The 15378-nt window shown below is 68.7% G+C and carries 14 protein-coding genes; 9 read left to right on the top strand and 5 right to left on the bottom strand.

The window, feature by feature from the left end; translation table 11 throughout:
- Positions 1 to 375 precede the first annotated feature (375 nt).
- Positions 376 to 1128, bottom strand: coding sequence for a DUF429 domain-containing protein (locus ABIC28_RS13070; protein ID WP_097212427.1), 753 nt, complete (start codon positions 1126 to 1128; stop codon positions 376 to 378).
- A gap of 37 nt (positions 1129 to 1165) precedes the next feature.
- Positions 1166 to 1384 (bottom strand): hypothetical protein, encoded by a 219-nt coding sequence (locus ABIC28_RS13065; protein WP_097212428.1) that lies wholly within the window; start codon positions 1382 to 1384, stop codon positions 1166 to 1168.
- 325 nt (positions 1385 to 1709) lie between these two features.
- Between ABIC28_RS13065 and ABIC28_RS13060 the strand changes: the two genes are divergently transcribed.
- Entirely contained in the window at positions 1710 to 2918 is a 1209-nt protein-coding gene (locus ABIC28_RS13060; RefSeq protein WP_354579188.1) for a glycoside hydrolase family 183 protein, read from the top strand.
- A gap of 60 nt (positions 2919 to 2978) precedes the next feature.
- On the opposite strand, the gene ABIC28_RS13055 is transcribed toward ABIC28_RS13060, so the two are convergent.
- Together ABIC28_RS13055 and ABIC28_RS13050 are read right to left on the bottom strand one after the other, a co-directional pair.
- A complete protein-coding gene (locus ABIC28_RS13055; protein ID WP_354579186.1) occupies positions 2979 to 4109 on the bottom strand; it encodes an acyl-CoA dehydrogenase family protein in 1131 nt (376 codons plus the stop codon).
- Between the two features lie 9 nt (positions 4110 to 4118).
- Positions 4119 to 5291 (bottom strand): acyl-CoA dehydrogenase family protein, encoded by a 1173-nt coding sequence (locus ABIC28_RS13050; protein ID WP_097212430.1) that lies wholly within the window; start codon positions 5289 to 5291, stop codon positions 4119 to 4121.
- Between the two features lie 168 nt (positions 5292 to 5459).
- On the opposite strand from ABIC28_RS13050, the gene ABIC28_RS13045 reads away from it, so the two are divergent.
- Positions 5460 to 6074: a TetR/AcrR family transcriptional regulator gene (locus tag ABIC28_RS13045; RefSeq protein WP_354579184.1), complete on the top strand. Its 615-nt coding sequence runs from the start codon at positions 5460 to 5462 to the stop codon at positions 6072 to 6074.
- A gap of 3 nt (positions 6075 to 6077) precedes the next feature.
- Here ABIC28_RS13045 and ABIC28_RS13040 read toward each other — a convergent pair whose 3' ends face one another.
- The gene (locus tag ABIC28_RS13040; RefSeq protein ID WP_354579182.1) at positions 6078 to 7289 is read right to left on the bottom strand and encodes a hypothetical protein; all 1212 of its coding nucleotides are present in this window, start codon (positions 7287 to 7289) and stop codon (positions 6078 to 6080) included.
- Between the two features lie 219 nt (positions 7290 to 7508).
- Between ABIC28_RS13040 and ABIC28_RS13035 the strand changes: the two genes are divergently transcribed.
- From ABIC28_RS13035 to ABIC28_RS13005, 7 genes are all read left to right on the top strand, one after another.
- Complete coding sequence (locus ABIC28_RS13035; RefSeq protein WP_269589471.1) at positions 7509 to 8657, top strand: M20 family metallopeptidase; 1149 nt, start codon at positions 7509 to 7511, stop codon at positions 8655 to 8657.
- A gap of 17 nt (positions 8658 to 8674) precedes the next feature.
- Entirely contained in the window at positions 8675 to 8890 is a 216-nt protein-coding gene (locus ABIC28_RS13030) for a hypothetical protein (protein ID WP_097212433.1), read from the top strand.
- A complete protein-coding gene (locus tag ABIC28_RS13025; RefSeq protein WP_097212434.1) occupies positions 8887 to 10344 on the top strand; it encodes a sodium:solute symporter family protein in 1458 nt (485 codons plus the stop codon). Before ABIC28_RS13030 ends, ABIC28_RS13025 begins: the two co-directional genes overlap by 4 nt.
- 132 nt (positions 10345 to 10476) lie before the next feature.
- A complete protein-coding gene (locus ABIC28_RS13020; RefSeq protein WP_097212435.1) occupies positions 10477 to 11079 on the top strand; it encodes a TetR/AcrR family transcriptional regulator in 603 nt (200 codons plus the stop codon).
- Positions 11080 to 11234: 155 nt separating this feature from the next.
- A complete protein-coding gene (locus ABIC28_RS13015) occupies positions 11235 to 12458 on the top strand; it encodes a Glu/Leu/Phe/Val dehydrogenase dimerization domain-containing protein (RefSeq protein WP_209927156.1) in 1224 nt (407 codons plus the stop codon).
- Between the two features lie 34 nt (positions 12459 to 12492).
- Complete coding sequence (locus ABIC28_RS13010; RefSeq protein WP_354579178.1) at positions 12493 to 14541, top strand: acetate--CoA ligase family protein; 2049 nt, start codon at positions 12493 to 12495, stop codon at positions 14539 to 14541.
- Between the two features lie 29 nt (positions 14542 to 14570).
- Positions 14571 to 15377, top strand: a complete 807-nt coding sequence (locus tag ABIC28_RS13005) for an SDR family oxidoreductase (protein WP_097212438.1) — start codon at positions 14571 to 14573, stop codon at positions 15375 to 15377.
- Position 15378 lies beyond the last annotated feature (1 nt).

The following is a 15378-nucleotide window of genomic DNA, read 5'->3' as shown; positions in this document are numbered from 1 at the left end:
CCAATTGGAAAGAGTGAGTGTGGAGTACCAAAATATTGGCACTGACATTCATCGGCACACTGTTGAGTTCTCAAAGAACACGCACACACCATCACTGCCAAGAAACTCGTTCTCGGCCGCTCCGGGGCAACTGTTCCAGCCTATCTCATCGAGCAGACCCGGTCAAAACCGGCCCCGCCACACTGAGAAGGCAGTGAAGAAGAACCGATCGAAACCGGCTCTAAACTTCGGGATCGTCTGGCGCCTACGTCCAACCTCGTGTCCCGCGCCTCTCGGCCGGGTCGGTGTCCGTGTCGCTCTGACTCGACAAAAGTTACGCGACAAACCTCAGAACACCAAAACGCCTGGTCGGAGGCGGTAATCGGCTACGCGTCCTCAAATTTGCGTGCCTCGCAGCGTTTCCAGCGGCGAATTCGGCAGGTGAATCCAGCCCTCCCGCTCCGCCACGGCCCGATCCTCGTCCGCGGGCAGCTCCGTCCTGCCGAGCGCGGCGGCGCGGGCCACGACGGCGGCCACGACCGCATCGAAGGCGTCGTCGGATTCCCGGCACAAACTCTCCCCCGCCCCGAGGTCCAGCCACGGCGCCGCCTCACCGAGCCCGGCCACGAGTTCGGTGAGTGCCGCCCGGTTCACCAGTCCCTTGTAGCCACGTGCGGGCAGGCCCCACCCCAGGAGCGCGGCAGCCGGGTACACCTCGACCGCGCGTCCTGAAACCCGGCCGGCCTCGATACCGCTGTACCGAAGCTCGGCGAGTAGGCCCGCGCAGCGGAACGCGACGTGCGCGATGCGATCGGCGGAGACGCTGAGCGGGGACAGCCCGGTCGACGCACGGACGAGGAGGTCGGTGCGTCGCATCGCCAACGGCCTGCGACCGTCCCTGCTCTCCAGGCCGTTGGGTACAGGCAGCATGTTGCCGTCATGTTCGGTCAGGAACCGGACGAACGCCTCGGGCCACCCGAAGGGAGAGTCGATCCCCGTTCGCTCGGCGCCGTGGACAGCCTCGACGATCTCCGCGTTGCCGACACCCAACCGCAGGCTCTCGACCCTCGCCGCGCCCTCGGACCACGCGATCACCGCGACCGCGGTCTTCCTCGGCTCCGCCGCAAGGTCCACACCCACCGTTCGCATCACACGAGGTTAGGGGCGTGCACCCTCGCGCGGGCGGCTAGGCGGTGGTGCGGCGGGAGCGAGCGGGGCGCTCGAGCCGACCGTGCGACTCCGCCCGCAGCTTCAGCAGGTAGAGCCCGGAGACGGATGCGACGATGAGCCACAGCACGGCGACCTCGACATCCAGGCCGTATATGCCGATGGCGGCGCCGACGAGCCCGGTCACGAAGACACAGGCACTGAGGGTCTTGACGGCGGGCGGGGCGATTGTGGTCATGCTCGAACACCTACTCGGAAGTTCTTCGGCGTCTCGCACACGAGCCGCCGGCTTGGTATCTGCATCGTCGAGAATTACGCCTCTCGGGTGCGTAAGACTCCTGAGCCGCATTTCCGCCCGAAACGCTAGCGGCACGATGCCGACAATCCGGATAGGCGCGGCGTCGTTATCCAAATCGAGACCTTTGCCACCTTCGGAGGCAATTCGAAGTCTTGTCCGAACGGTTATCCAAGGCCACGGCCCCTTTTCTCCCGCTTCGTTAGATTGTCAGCGGCCGCGATTGCTGTTCGGCCACTACGCAGAATCGAGAGGGAAGGCCCAACCGATGACCCGTACCCCCAAGTTCCTGATGCTGTCCCTCGCCGCGACGATGGCGGTGCTCGCCGTCTCCGCGCCCTCCGCCACGGCGGATCCGTTCTGCGGCGGTACCGGCAGCGGCGGGAGCAGCGGGTTCGGAAGCACCGGTGGTGCGGGCAACCCGATCCCGTGGTTGAACGGCCAGGACGGGCGGCTCCCCAACCTGAAGGGCAAGACCCAGGCGGTCGAGCACGTCACCGGTCTCAACGGCCCCAACGACACCGCCCGGCGGTTCAACGTGGTCGGCACCGATCTCGGCATCATGTGGGACAACGGCGCGGGTCAGGTCCTCACCGCGTTCGGCGACACCACCGGGCTCAGCCAGGAGCCGCTGTGCGAGGGGCTGGTGGGCGACTGGCGGAGCAACGTGCTCTTCCGCAGCTCCGACCGCGACCTCGACGACGGGATGAGCATCGACAGCTCGCCCCTGGACCGGCCGAACCATTCGAAGGAATTCCTCCCGAGCAAGAAGATCCCCGGCGTCGAACACACCGTCATCCCGACCACCGGTATCTCCGTCAACGGGGTGCAATACATCAATTACATGTCCATCCGCAGCTGGGCGGCGCCCGGCGAATGGGTCACCAATTACTCTCAGATCGCAACCTCCACCGACAATGGCGAGACGTGGACGCCGCGGCCGGAATCTGTGCGACTGAATGTCATCGACGACGCCCTCTCCCGGGCGAATCTCCCGACGTCGGGAAATCAGAATTTCCAGATGGGCGCCTTCGTCAAGCACGACGGCTTCATCTACAACTTCGGCACGCCCTCGGGTCGTTCCGGGCAGGCCCGGCTCTCCCGCACCCCGGAAGCCTCGATCCTGAACGTCGCCGGCTACGAGTACTGGGACGGCCACGGCTGGGTGGTCGGCAACCCGGCCGTCGCGATCCCGGTGCTGGACGGCAGCGTCAGCGAGCTGTCGGTCCAGTACAGCGCCTACCTGGGCAAGTTCATCGCGCTGTACTCCAACGAATCGAACGCGCTGATCATGCGGACCGCGCCGGTGCTGACCGGGCCGTGGAGCGCACCGGAAACGCTGATCAGCAGCGCGACCGTGCCCGGCCTGTACGGCGCGTACATGCACCCCTGGTCGGAGGGCGAGAACCTGTACTTCCTGGCCACCACCTGGTCCGACTACAACGTGATGATGATGCGCACCAAGCTCAGCCGCTGACCCCGACGAACGAGAGCCCCGCCGACCGCACGGGTCGTCGGGGCTCTCGGCCGAAACGGGTTACTGCGAGACGTTGACCATCTCGTGGTCGGCGACCGTGCCCGCCAGCACGCGCAGGTGGTCGTCGGCGCTGCCGAGCGTGTGCTCGATCGCGACGAGCCGGGAGACGTAGTGCCCCACCGGGTACTCGGCGGTCATGCCGATGCCGCCGTGCATCTGGATCGCCTCCTGACCGATGTGCCGCGAGGCCCGCCCGATCTGCAGCTTGGCCCGCGAGGCGATCGTCGGGTCCTTCACGCCGTCGGCCAGCGACATCGTGGCGTACAGGCTCATGCTGCTCGCCAACTCCAGCGAGACGTACATGTCCGCCGCGCGCTGCGTCAGGGTCTGGAACTTCGCCAGCGGAACACCGAACTGCTTGCGCTGCTTGAGGTATTCCGTGGTCAGCCGCAGCGTCTCCGCCATCGCCCCGACCGCCTCGGCGCACAGCGCGGCCTGCGCGCGCACCTCGGACGCGGTGATCGCGGCGGTGACGTCGCCGCCGTCACCGAGCTGCTCGGCAGGCGCGTCGGCAAACTCGATCTGGGCGCCGCGGAGCCCGTCATGGGTGGCGTAGCCGCGCCGCGTGACACCCTCGGCGGCGGCGTCGACCACGAACAGGCCCACTCCCCCGCCGGGCAGGGTCGCGCTGACGACCAGGCTGTCGGCGCAGTCGCCGTGCAGCACCGGGTTCTTGCGGCCGGTGAGGACCCAGCCGTCGCCCCGCGCGGTGGCGGTCGTCGAGACCTCGCTCGCGGGCCACCGGCTACCGGGTTCGGCGTGCGCGAACGCCAGCAGCACGGTGCCCTCGGCGACCCGAGGCAGGTAGCGCGCGCGCTGATCGGCCGAGCCCGCGTCGGCGATCAGCCCACCGGCGAGCAGCACGGCGAGGTACGGCTCCGGCGCCAGCGCGCGGCCGATCTCGTTCATCACGGCCATCGTCTCGACCGGTCCGGCGCCCATCCCGCCGTCCTCCTCGGCGAACGGCAGCCCGAGCAGGCCGATCTCGGCGAAGCTCTTCCACACGTCCCGGCTCCAGCCGAGGTCGGTGGCGGTGACGGCGTTGCGCTTCTCGGCGTCGTAGCTGCGGGCGAGCAGCTCACGGGTCGTGTCGCGCAGCATGACCTGTTCGTCATTGAGTTCGAAGTCCATTGCGGCGCCTCACAATCCGAGGATCGAAGAGGCGATGATGGTGCGCTGCACCTCGCTCGATCCGCTGTAGATGGATACCTTTCGGTAGTTCAGGTAGGTCGGGGCGGCGTGCTGCGCCCAGGACGGCGAATCGATGTCGGCCGCACCGAACGGCAGCGAATCCGGGCCCGCGACGTCCATCAGGATCTCGGTGGAGGCCTGCTGCAGCTCCGAGCCGCGGAGCTTGAGCAACGACGACGCCGGGTTGGGCTTGCCGTCCGCCGAGCCTGCGACCACCCGCAGCTGGGTCAGCTCGAGCGCCAGCAGCTCGTTCTCCAGCTCCGCGAGGCGCGCCGCGAACAGCGGGTCCTGCAGCAGCGTGCCATCGCCGACCTTGGTCTGGGCCGCCAGTTCCTTGGCCTGTGCCAGGCGCACCTTGGAGGTGCCGACCCGGGTGACGCCGGTGCGCTCGTTGCCGAGCAGGAACTTCGCGTATCCCCAGCCCGCGTTCTCCTCACCCACGAGGTTCTCGGCCGGGACACGGACGTCCTCGAACCACACCTCGTTGACCTCGTAGCTGCCGTCGATCAGCTTGATCGGGCGGACGGTGACGCCGGGGGTCTTCATGTCGATGAGCAGGAACGAGATGCCCGCCTGCCGCTTCGGGGCGTTCGGGTCGGTCCGGACCAGGCAGAAGATCCAGTCCGCGTGCTGCGCCAGCGTGGTCCAGGTCTTCTGGCCGTTGACGATGTAGTCGTCGCCGTCGCGGACGGCGCGGGTCTTGAGCGAGGCCAGGTCGGAGCCCGCCTCCGGCTCGGAGAAGCCCTGGCACCACCAGATGTCGAGGTTCGCGGTCGCGGGCAGGAACCGTTCCTTCTGCTCCTGCGAACCGAAGGCCGCGATGACCGGCCCGACCATGTCGGCGTTGAACGCCAGCGGGTCCGGCACGGAGGCCAGCTGCATCTCGTCCAGCCACAGGTGACGCTGCACCGGCGTCCAGTCGCGGCCGCCCCACTCGACCGGCCAGTTCGGCACGGCGAGCCCGTTGGCGTTGAGGATCGCCTGGGTGGTCTTGAAATCCTCGGCGGTCAGCTCACCGCCGCGCGCGGCGCGCTCACGGATATCGGCCGGGACCTGGGTGGTGAAGAACGTGCGCATCTCGTCGCGAAAGGCGAGTTCCTCGTCGGTGAGTTTCAGGTTCATTGTGTGCTTTCTGTGTCAGATCGCCGAACCCCGGCCGGTCGAACCGGACGGGGCGAGCCGAGAGCGCGCACCGCAGAACTAAGCGCACGCTCATTTCCTAAGCGCATGCTTATACTTGTCCCGTTGGCGGGTGTTGTCAAGGTGCAGAACGTGAAGGGGAGGCGAAGGGTGAGCGAATCGGTGGCGGCGGAGACACCCGGCGTGGTGAGCAGCTCCAAGGCCGCCGCGCGGATCCGGGCCGCGGCCGTGGAGGCGTTCGCCGAGAACGGCTATGGGGGGACCACCACCCGCGACATCGCCGCTCGCCTCGGCCTGAGCCCCGCCGCGATGTACCCGCACTACAAGTCCAAGGAAGAGCTGCTCTACGCGATCAGCTACGAGGGCCACCAGCGGTGCGTCGAGCTGCTCACCGACGCCGATCCCGTCGACTCGCCGCCCACCGAGAGGCTGCGCGCGGTCGTCGGCGCCTTCACCCGCTGGCATGCGACCCACCACGCCCGCGGACGGGTGGTGCAGTACGAGCTGACCGCGCTCTCACCCGAGCACTACCGCACGATCATCGGGCTCCGCCGCGACGTGAACCGGATCGTCAAGCGGATCGTCAAGGCGGGCGCCGCGGACGGCTCGTTCGTCGTGCCGGACGTCGAGGGTGTGACCCTCGCGATCACCTCGCTCTGCGTCGACGTGTGCCGATGGTTCCCCGGTGGCGGCTTCACCGAACCGGATCGGGTCGCGGAGCTGTATTCCGAACTGGCCCTTCGCCTCGTCGCGGCCACCGCCTGACCGTCAGTCCCGCCCGCGGCCCGGTTCCGCGCGCGACGTGAGCGCCAGGATGTCCCGGTACAGGACGCTCTGATAGGTCCCCATCAGCTCCTCGACCCCGCCGAACTGGTCGCCGACGTGGTGGGTGTTCTCCGCCGAGAGCTCCCGGTTGCCCGAGCGCGCGATGAGGTCGTCGATCCTCGAATCGAGGCTCATCGTCCGCTGCACCGCGGCGACCGCCTGGAGCTGTTCCTCCGCCTGGGAGAGCAGGTCTCCGATGCGGGCCAGCGCCGCGACCCGGTCGACCAGCTGATGCCACACCGGCGCCAGCGCCGTCTGCCGCGCCGTGATCTGGGTGCGGGCACCCTCGCCCCGCGTGGACCGCATGGCCGCGCCGAGCTCGGCGGTGATCCCCCGCAGCGCCACCGTGTCGGCCGCGATCTGGATCAGCTCGTCCGCCAGGTCCAGCTGGGCACGCTGGATGAGGAAGTGCTCCGAATGCCAGGCCGAGGACCCGTCGATCCGGTCGTACAGCGTGCCCGCCAGGTAGAGCAGGGTGTCGTAGCGGTCCGCGAACCGCTCACCCTCGGGCGCGGCGCCCTGGGCGAGGGCCTCGGCGGCCCGGCGACCGACGCCTGCCAGCGGGGTGCTCTCGGTGAGCGCGGCCACCCGCTCCGCGGCGGCGCCGAGGGTCGCGTTCCGCACCTGGTCGACGGGGCGATCGCCCGAGGTGACGGGCACCGGGGTCCGCTGCAGCGCGGCGAACAACGCCTCCCGCTGGTCGGGTTCGAGGTGCACCCCGTCGCGGCGCTCCCGCCGGATCGCGCGTACCCCGCTCGCGTAATGCGTGCCGGACAGCACCATGGCCGACCGCAGGTGATCGAGCCGCTTGGCGACCTCGGCCGCCCGGAAGGTGAACACCGCCTGCACGGGCCCCGGCCGCAGCTCCGCCGCCCGACCCGCGAGCCGGGCCTGCTCGTCGGTGAGCCGCCGGAGCGCACCGAAGCCCCCGATCGACGGGATGGTCCGACCCGTCCGCCGCCGTTCGGCCAAGATCTCGCGCGTGGTGACGTCGACGTGTCCGGCCGCGATCAGCACGGCCGCCTCGTCGGACAGCACCGGCAGCCGGGCCTCGACCCACGCCCCCTCGCTCCACCGTCGCACCTGCAGCGAGATCCGCTCGCGGCGCTGTGCCGCGGTCTCGTAATCGCCCGGGACCTGCGGGTCATCCGACATCGAGCCTCCTCGAGTTCCAGGACTCCACTGTCCCAGAAATCCGGGGAACGCGCCGCGACCCGGTCCGCACAGCCCCAGGTGACGGCGCCTTTCGGCGACCGACCGTTGCGAGCACACTGAAACGGGATCTGAATGTGACTGCGGGTGCCTATTGACTGCGGTGTGACTCTGGTCTCATACTCTGACTGATCGATTAGTCAGTAAGGAGACTCCGTGGATCTGAAGGAAGCCGTCCGGCAGAACATTGGGCGAGCCGAGCAGTCCGCCGTCGACCTCAGCCACCGCATCCACGCCCACCCCGAGGTCGGCTTCGAGGAGTACCGCGCCGCCCAGTGGGTGGGTGACGCCCTCAGCGAGGCGGGCTTCGCCGTCAACACCGGCGTCGCCGACCTGCCGACCGCGTTGCTCGCCACCGCCGGCGACGGGCCTCTCGTGGTCGGGATCTGCGCCGAGTACGACGCCCTGCCCGGCCTCGGGCACGCGTGCGGACACAACGTCATCGCCGGATCGGCCGTGGCCGCCGCTCGGGCGCTCGCCCCGCTGGCCTCCGACCTCGGCATCACGGTGAAGGTGTTCGGCACCCCCGCCGAGGAGAACGGCGGCGGCAAGATCCTCATGCTCGACGCCGGTGTCTTCGACGGCACGCACGCCGCGATGATGGTGCACCCCGCAACCTTCGAGCAGGCATACACCAGTGTCCTCGCGAACGGCGACCTGCTCGTCGACTTCACCGGCAAGAACGCCCACGCCTCGGCCGCCCCCTACGAGGGGGTCAATGCCGGCGACGCGGTCACCCTCGCCCAGGTGGCGATCGGGCTGCTGCGCCAACAGCTTCATCCCGGTGATCAGATCCACGGAATCGTCACCAACGGCGGCGAGGCACCGAACATCATCCCGGCGAAAGCCGGTGCGCACTACTATATTCGGGCATCCGACCTCGAATCACTCAAGGTGCTCGAGCAGCGCGTCCAGCGATGCTTCGAGGCGGCGGCATTGGCGACCGGCTGTGAGATGACGAGCGCCCCCACCGGGCCCGACTACTCCGAGTTCCGCAACAACACCGCGCTCGCCGACCTCTACGAGACGAACGCCCGGCAGCTCGGCCGCAGGTTCGCCCCGGTCGGGGAGACGTCATCCGCACTCGGATCGACCGACATGGGAAACGTCTCCCGCGCGATCCCCGCCATCCATCCGACCCTCGCCCTTGACTGCGGCACCTCGGTCAACCACCAGCCCGAGTTCGCGGCCCACTGTGCGGGCGCCTCCGCGGACCGCGCGCTCATCGACGGCGCCACCGCGATGGCCTGGACCATCGTCGACCTCGCCACCGACCCCACCCTCCGTGCCCGATTCATCGCGGGCAACTAACCCCTACCCATCAGGCGGTGCACATGCGTAAGTACTGGATAGTCGGCTCCATCCCCTTCATCTTGATATTCCTGGTGACCTGGATACCCCAGATCAACGGCCCGCACGTGTGGCTCGGCGCCCCCGCCATCTTCATCTGGGTCACCCTGGTCAGCAGCATCCTCGTGTCCGGCGTCCTCACCTACTTCGAGCGCACCCGCACCGATCTCGACGCGGAAGGCAACGAAGCGTGAACGTCACCCTGGCAATCGGCGTCCTCGGCATGCTGGTCATCGCCGCCATCGGCTTCTATGGGCGGCGACAGCCCGTCAAGGACATGGACGAATGGGCGGTCGCCGGCCGCAAGTTCGGCGTGATGACCACCTGGGTCCTGCAGGCAGGCGAGACCTTCACGACGTTCACATTCCTCGGCACCGTCGGGCTGGTCGTCTCCCTCGGCGCCTCCGCCTTCTACTGCATTCCGTACATCCCACTCGCCTACCTGGTGATGTACTGGATTGCCCCAAAGCTGTGGCGCCGGGCGAAGGCGGCCGGGTATGTCACCCAATCCGACTTCCTCCGCGGCAGCTACAACAGCCCCACGCTCGGCTTCCTCTCCGCGGTCTTCGGCATCATCTTCCTGCTGCCCTACCTGCAGCTGCAGATCACCGGACTGGGCCTGATCGTCCGCGCCGCGACAGGTGGTGCCGCCGACGGCACGATCAGCAGCATCGTCGCGTTCGTACTCGTGATCGCGTTCGTGCTGTGGTCCGGACTGCACGGCGTGGCGCGGACGTCGTACTTCAAGGACGTGCTGATGATCCTGGTGATGCTGGTGATCAGCATCGCGATCCCGATGCACTTCAACGGCGGGCTCGACTTCGGACTGAGCACCATCGCCCGTGAGATGCCCGAGATGCTGTACGTCCAGACCGGCACCTACGGCATCTGGTGGTTCATCACGAGCATGGCGATCAGCATGATCGGGGTGATGTTCTACGCGCTGCCCCACAACTGGCCGGCCGTACTGGCCAGCCGCAGCGAGAAGGCGGTCCGCCAGAACCTGATCTACCTGCCGATCTACAGCGCCCTGGCCAGCATCCCGATGCTGCTCGGCTATACGGCGATCGTCGCATTCGGCACCGACCAGGACGGCGACTCCGCGATGCTCAAGATGGCGTCCGAGGCCCTGCCGCCGTGGGCCATGGGTGTCGTGCTCACCGCCGCCGCGGCAACCGCCATGGTGCCCTCCGCTGCCTTGCTCATCGCCATCGCGCCGCTCGCCGTCAACAACGTGTTCCAGGTCAAGGACGAGAAGCGCAAGTTCGTCGTGAACCAGGCGGTGGTGGTGGTCTTCGGGCTTGCAGCACTGGTCCTCGCACTGTCGATGCCGAACCTGCTCGGCAACATGCTGCTGCTGACCTTCAGCGGGTCGACGCAGGTGGTCCCCGCGATTGCGGGAGCACTGCTGCTCAAACGACGACTCGACAAGGCCTCGGTCATCGCCGGCCTGTGCGCCGGTGTGTTCACGGTCATCCTGCTCACCTTCGCGCCGTTCGACGGGCCCGACATCAACACCGGCATCAGCGGCCTGATCGTCAACATCGCGGTGATCGCCGTGATCGAACTCGTCATCCGGGTGCGGCGGTCCGTAGCAACACCGCATGACCCGATCGAGATCGCGTCGGAGGCCGCTGCGAGGGCTTGATCGCTCACGAAACCCCAAGTACGCGTGCGCTATCGCCGCATACACCCGGAGCCGTCACCGTGCATTCGCTCGAACGAGAGCAGCGCGGTGGCGGCTCGGCGCATTCGCACGACGGTGCAGTAGCTTGACAGTGTGGCAAAGCAGACAAAACAGCGTAAAGAGACCAAGGATCGGCGCAACGAGATCCTCTCCACCACGCTGGACCTGGTAACCGAGAACGGTATCGATCGACTGCGTGCCGCCGACATCGCGGAGGCGCTCGGCGTCAGCACCGCGCTGATCTTCTACCACTTCAAGACCCTCGAGAACGTCATCGTCAGCGCCTTCGAACTGGCCGCCGAGAACGACCTGGCCAACCTCGACACGGTGCTCGAGAGCACCGATGGCACGATCGAGGACCGCCTGCGTGCAGTCCTGAACGAATACGGACCGACCGGCCGCGCCGTGGGCTGGAGACTGTGGATCGAGACCTGGTCGGCGTGCCTGCGCGAGCCCGCGCTGCGCGATGTCACCCATCGCCTCGACATGCGCTGGCGCGAGGTGGTCACCGACCTGATCCGCGCGGGCGTCGACAACGGCGAGTTCCGCACGGACGACCCGCAGGGCACCACCTGGCGGCTGACCGCCATGCTCGACGGGCTCGCGGTCCAACTCGTCGCACTGGACGGCGCGGTGTCGAAGGACGACGTCGCCACCTGGATGGACCGGGCGATCCGCTCCGAGCTACAGCTCTGACGCGCTGCCGCCGGGGCTCCCCCGGCGGCTCCTCCACCGGTGATCGCCCTGCGGCGCCGGAAAATTCAAACGCCATCCCCTTGACGTGGCACGCATCACTCTCGCATACTGACTGAGCAATCAGTTAGTAGATGACAGAGAGCGTAGGAGCCCCCATGTCCTTGACCCTTCCGAACGCGATCGGATCGACCGACGCCACCCGCACCGACGACCCGTTCTTCGAGGCGACCTGGCGCGACACCGAAAGCGACGCAACGGGATACCTGGTCATCGACCGCCTCGTCCGCGGCATCTCCAGCGGCGGCCTCCGGATGCGCGCCGGCTGCACGCTCAACGAGGTCAGGGGGCTGGCCCGAGGGATGACCCTCAAGGAGGCCATCCATTTCGAGGCAGGCGCCCGATACGTCCCCCTGGGCGGCGCCAAGGGCGGCATCGACTTCGACCCGTACCACGCCGACGCCGACGGGGTGCTGAGGCGCTACCTCCAGGCCATGGCGCCGCTCATCGAGCAGCGCTGGACCATGGGCGAGGACTTCGGTGTCCGCCAGGACGCGGTGGACGCGGCCCTGAGCGACATCGGGCTCGAGAGCTCGGTGCAGGCCGCACACCGCGTCATCGACGACCGGGCCGAGTCCGCGACCCGGATGAAGACGGCGTTCACCGCGATCGTCGACGGGGTCAAGCTCGACGAGCTCGTCGGCGGATACGGTGTCGCCGAGGCGGCCCTCGCCGCTATGGACCGAAAGGGCATGGACCCGAGGCAGACCCGGGCCGTGGTGCAGGGCTTCGGATCGATGGGCGGGGCCACCGCCCGTTACCTCGCCCAGGCCGGTGTGCGCATCGTCGGCATCGCCGACGTGCACGGCGTCGTCGCCAACCCGGACGGTCTCGACGTGGAGACGCTGCTCCTGTCCCGCGACGCGACCGGCGGGGTCGACCGCAGCCGGCTCGCGGCCGGCGACGTGCAGCTGCCGTCCGCAGAGTGGCTGTCCGTCGAGGCCGAGGTGCTGATCCCGGCGGCGACGTCGTACTGCATCGACGACTCCAACCAGGACCAGGTCCGGGCCGCACTCGTCGTCGAGGCCGCCAACATGCCGATCACCCCCAGCGCCGAGGAGGCGCTGGTCGCCCGGGGTGTCGTGGTGTCGCCGGACTTCCTCGCCAACTCCGCGACCAACGCCTGGTGGTGGTGGGTGTTCTTCGGTGACATCGACGGCAGCGCGGAGCAGTCCTTCGACAAGATCCGCACCCGCATGTGGACGTTGAGCGGCCAGATGTTCGACCACGCCGACGAGCACGGTGTCAGCACGCGTGCCGCCGCGTTCGCTCTGGCCTCGGACAAGCTCGCCGATCTGTCCGCGCAGTTCCCGACCTACTGACGCCCCGGCCCCACCACGACCAGGAGTTCTTGACATGGCACCCATCCCTGCGCCGACGACCGACACCGACCTACGGGTCTTCACCGACCCCTCCTCGGTGGCGGTGGTCGGCGCCACCGCCGACCCAGCGAAGTGGGGCTACTGGCTGGCGACAGGCGCGCTGTCCGGACGCCACCGCCGTCGCGTCTACCTGGTGAACCGGTCCGGGGCCGAGATCCACGGCGAGTCCAGTCACGCCGGACTGCATGAGCTGCCGGACGCTCCCGAACTGGTCGCGTTGTGCGTGCCGCCGCACCACGTCGGCGCGGTGGTGGACGAGGCGCTCGCGCTCGGTGCCCGCGGATTCCTCGGCATCACCGCGGGCGTCCCCGACGAGCGCGCCATCGCGGAACGCATCCGGGCGGCCGGGGCCCGGCTGGTGGGGATGAACAGCCTCGGCATCTACGACAGCACCACGGAGCTGCGTCTGGCCTGGGGGCAGTTCACCCCCGGACCGATCGCGGTGATCTCGCAGAGCGGCCAGGTCGGCTCGGAGATCGCGTTGCTGGCGGCGCGCGCCGAACTGGGTGTCTCCCGGTTCATCTCGATCGGGAACCAGACGGACCTGGGCGCCGCCGAGTTGCTCGACGAGCTGGTCGGCGACGATTCGACCCGCGTGGTCGCGCTCTACCTCGAGTCGTTCGCCGGCGGCCCGGACATCGTGGATGCGCTCAGCCGACTCCGACAGGCCGGAAAGCACACGATCGTGCTCACCGTCGGCGCGAGCGAGGCCAGCTCCCGGTTGGCCCGATCGCACACCGGATCGCTCACCTCGAGCATGGACGTCGTCGATGCCGCGCTGCGCGTCGCGGGCGCGGTCCGGGTCGCCACCCCTACCGAGCTCGTGGACCTCGCTCGCCTGCTGCTCGCGACCGGCCTGCCCGGCGGCCGCCGGGTGGCCGTCGTGGGTGACAGCGGAGGACAGACCGGCATCGCGGCCGACGTCGTCGCCAAGGCCGGGCTCCGGGTCCCGGAATTCTCGGCGGGACTGAAATCCGCTCTGGAAAAGCAACTCCCGAGCGGCGCCGCCTGCAGCAACCCCGTCGACCTGGCCGGTGCCGGTGAGCGGGACCTGGGCTCGTACTCGAGCGTGGTCTCGCTCCTGTTGGAGTCGGACGAGGTGGACTCCGTCGTCCTGACCGGATATTTCGGCACCTATGGGGCGGACACCCCGTCCCTTTCCGGTCGCGAGATCGAGGTCGCCCGGTCGATGGGCGACTCGGTCTCCGCGAACGGCAAGCCGCTGATCGCGCACACCATGGTCGAGGGCAACCCGACCACGGAAGCCTTGCACGCCAACGCGATCCCCACCTACAGTGCGATCGACTCCGCAGTCCGGTCCCTCTCGCACGCGAGCCGGCTGCAGTCGGCCGGACGCGAGTGCCGTCCGTCGGCTCCCAGGACCGAGCTGATCGGCGCTGGGTACCTCCCAGCCCAGAAGCTGTTGTCCGAAGCTGGGATCCGGTTCCCGCGCAGCCTCACCGTGCACAACCGGACCGAGCTCACGGCGGCGGTCGAGCGGCTGACCGCACCCTACGTACTCAAGGCGAGCTGGCTCGAGCACAAGAGCGAGGTCGGCGGCGTACGCGTCGGCATCGCCGACCACGCCGAACTCGTCGCGGCCTTCGACACGATGTACGCCGCCCTCGGCGTCGGCGACTACGTGGTCGAGGAACTCGACACCCGCCCGGACACCGTGGAGATCCTGCTCGGCGCCCGCCGCGACCCCGATCTCGGTGCGGTGATCGTCGTCGGGGCCGGTGGCACCGAGGCCGAGGTGTACCGGGACGTGGCGGTGGAACTGGCGCCGATCGACCAGGCCACCGCTCTCCAGATGATCGAGCGACTGACCTGTCTGCCGCTGCTGCGCGGATGGCGGGGCAAGCCGGGCGTCGACATCGACGGCCTGGCTGCCGCGGCCGCGGCAGTCTCCGAACTGGCGGCGGCACACCCGCACGTCGACGAGATCGAGGTCAACCCGCTGCGGGTCGGCCCCGACGGCATCCTCGCCGTCGACGCGCTCGTCATCGAACAGCACCCCTGACCAATCCCCTCGTACCCAAGGAACGACTCATGACTGCACCAGACATCAGGGCCGAGTTCGCCGACCGCGTAGCGGTCGTGACCGGCGGCGGATCCGGGATCGGCCGGGCGATCGCGACCCGATGGGCCGCCGCCGGCGGCACCGTCGCCGTGCTCGGTCGACGCGAGGAGGCGTTGGCCGAGACGGTCGCGCTGGCCGAACGGGCCGGCGGCACGGGCATCGCGGTGTCCTGCGATGTCCGTGACCCCTCTGCGGTCGACACCGCGATCGACTCGGTGGTCGAGCGGACCGGACGCCTCGACGCACTGGTCAACAACGCCGCCGGGAACTTCGTCGTGCCCGGCGAGAACCTCTCCCCGAACGGCTGGAAGGCCGTCATCGACATCGTGCTCAACGGCACCTTCTACTGCACCAGGGCGGCGTCACGGCACATGCTCGCGGCCGGGTCCGGCTCGATCCTCAATGTGATCGCCACCTACGCGTGGCACGGCCATCCCGGCACCGTGCACAGCGCGGCCGCCAAGGCGGGTGTGGTCGCGATGACCCGCACCCTCGCGGTGGAGTGGGCCGCGCGCGGAGTGCGACTGAACTGCATCGCACCGGGGCCCACCGAGACGGAGGGCGCAGGCGCCGCGCTGTGGCCGACCGCCCAGGCGCGTACCCAGGTGCTCTCGAGCGTGCCCGCAGGCCGCTTCACCACGCCGGAGGAGGTCTCCGAGTCGGCGGCCTACCTGCTCTCCGACCGCGCCTCCTACGTCACCGGTGACGTCCACGTCGTCGACGGCGGCCAGTGGCTGGGCAAGGCAATCTACACCGATCCGACCAAGGGGGCATGAC

It is taken from the genome of Rhodococcus sp. PvR044 (assembly GCF_040548995.1).
GTDB lineage: Bacteria > Actinomycetota > Actinomycetes > Mycobacteriales > Mycobacteriaceae > Rhodococcus_G > Rhodococcus_G oryzae.
The sequence above is the reverse complement of the archived record's forward strand: the minus strand, read 5'-3'. Positions and strand labels throughout refer to the sequence as shown.

Coding starts and splice junctions, on each gene's coding strand:
- ABIC28_RS13070 (WP_097212427.1), bottom strand. CDS start 1,128: ATGCGAACGGTGGGTGTGGACCTTGCGGCGGAGCCGAGGAAGACCGCG.
- ABIC28_RS13065 (WP_097212428.1), bottom strand. CDS start 1,384: ATGACCACAATCGCCCCGCCCGCCGTCAAGACCCTCAGTGCCTGTGTC.
- ABIC28_RS13060 (WP_354579188.1), top strand. CDS start 1,710: ATGACCCGTACCCCCAAGTTCCTGATGCTGTCCCTCGCCGCGACGATG.
- ABIC28_RS13055 (WP_354579186.1), bottom strand. CDS start 4,109: ATGGACTTCGAACTCAATGACGAACAGGTCATGCTGCGCGACACGACC.
- ABIC28_RS13050 (WP_097212430.1), bottom strand. CDS start 5,291: ATGAACCTGAAACTCACCGACGAGGAACTCGCCTTTCGCGACGAGATG.
- ABIC28_RS13040 (WP_354579182.1), bottom strand. CDS start 7,289: ATGTCGGATGACCCGCAGGTCCCGGGCGATTACGAGACCGCGGCACAG.
- ABIC28_RS13015 (WP_209927156.1), top strand. CDS start 11,235: ATGTCCTTGACCCTTCCGAACGCGATCGGATCGACCGACGCCACCCGC.
- ABIC28_RS13010 (WP_354579178.1), top strand. CDS start 12,493: ATGGCACCCATCCCTGCGCCGACGACCGACACCGACCTACGGGTCTTC.
- ABIC28_RS13005 (WP_097212438.1), top strand. CDS start 14,571: ATGACTGCACCAGACATCAGGGCCGAGTTCGCCGACCGCGTAGCGGTC.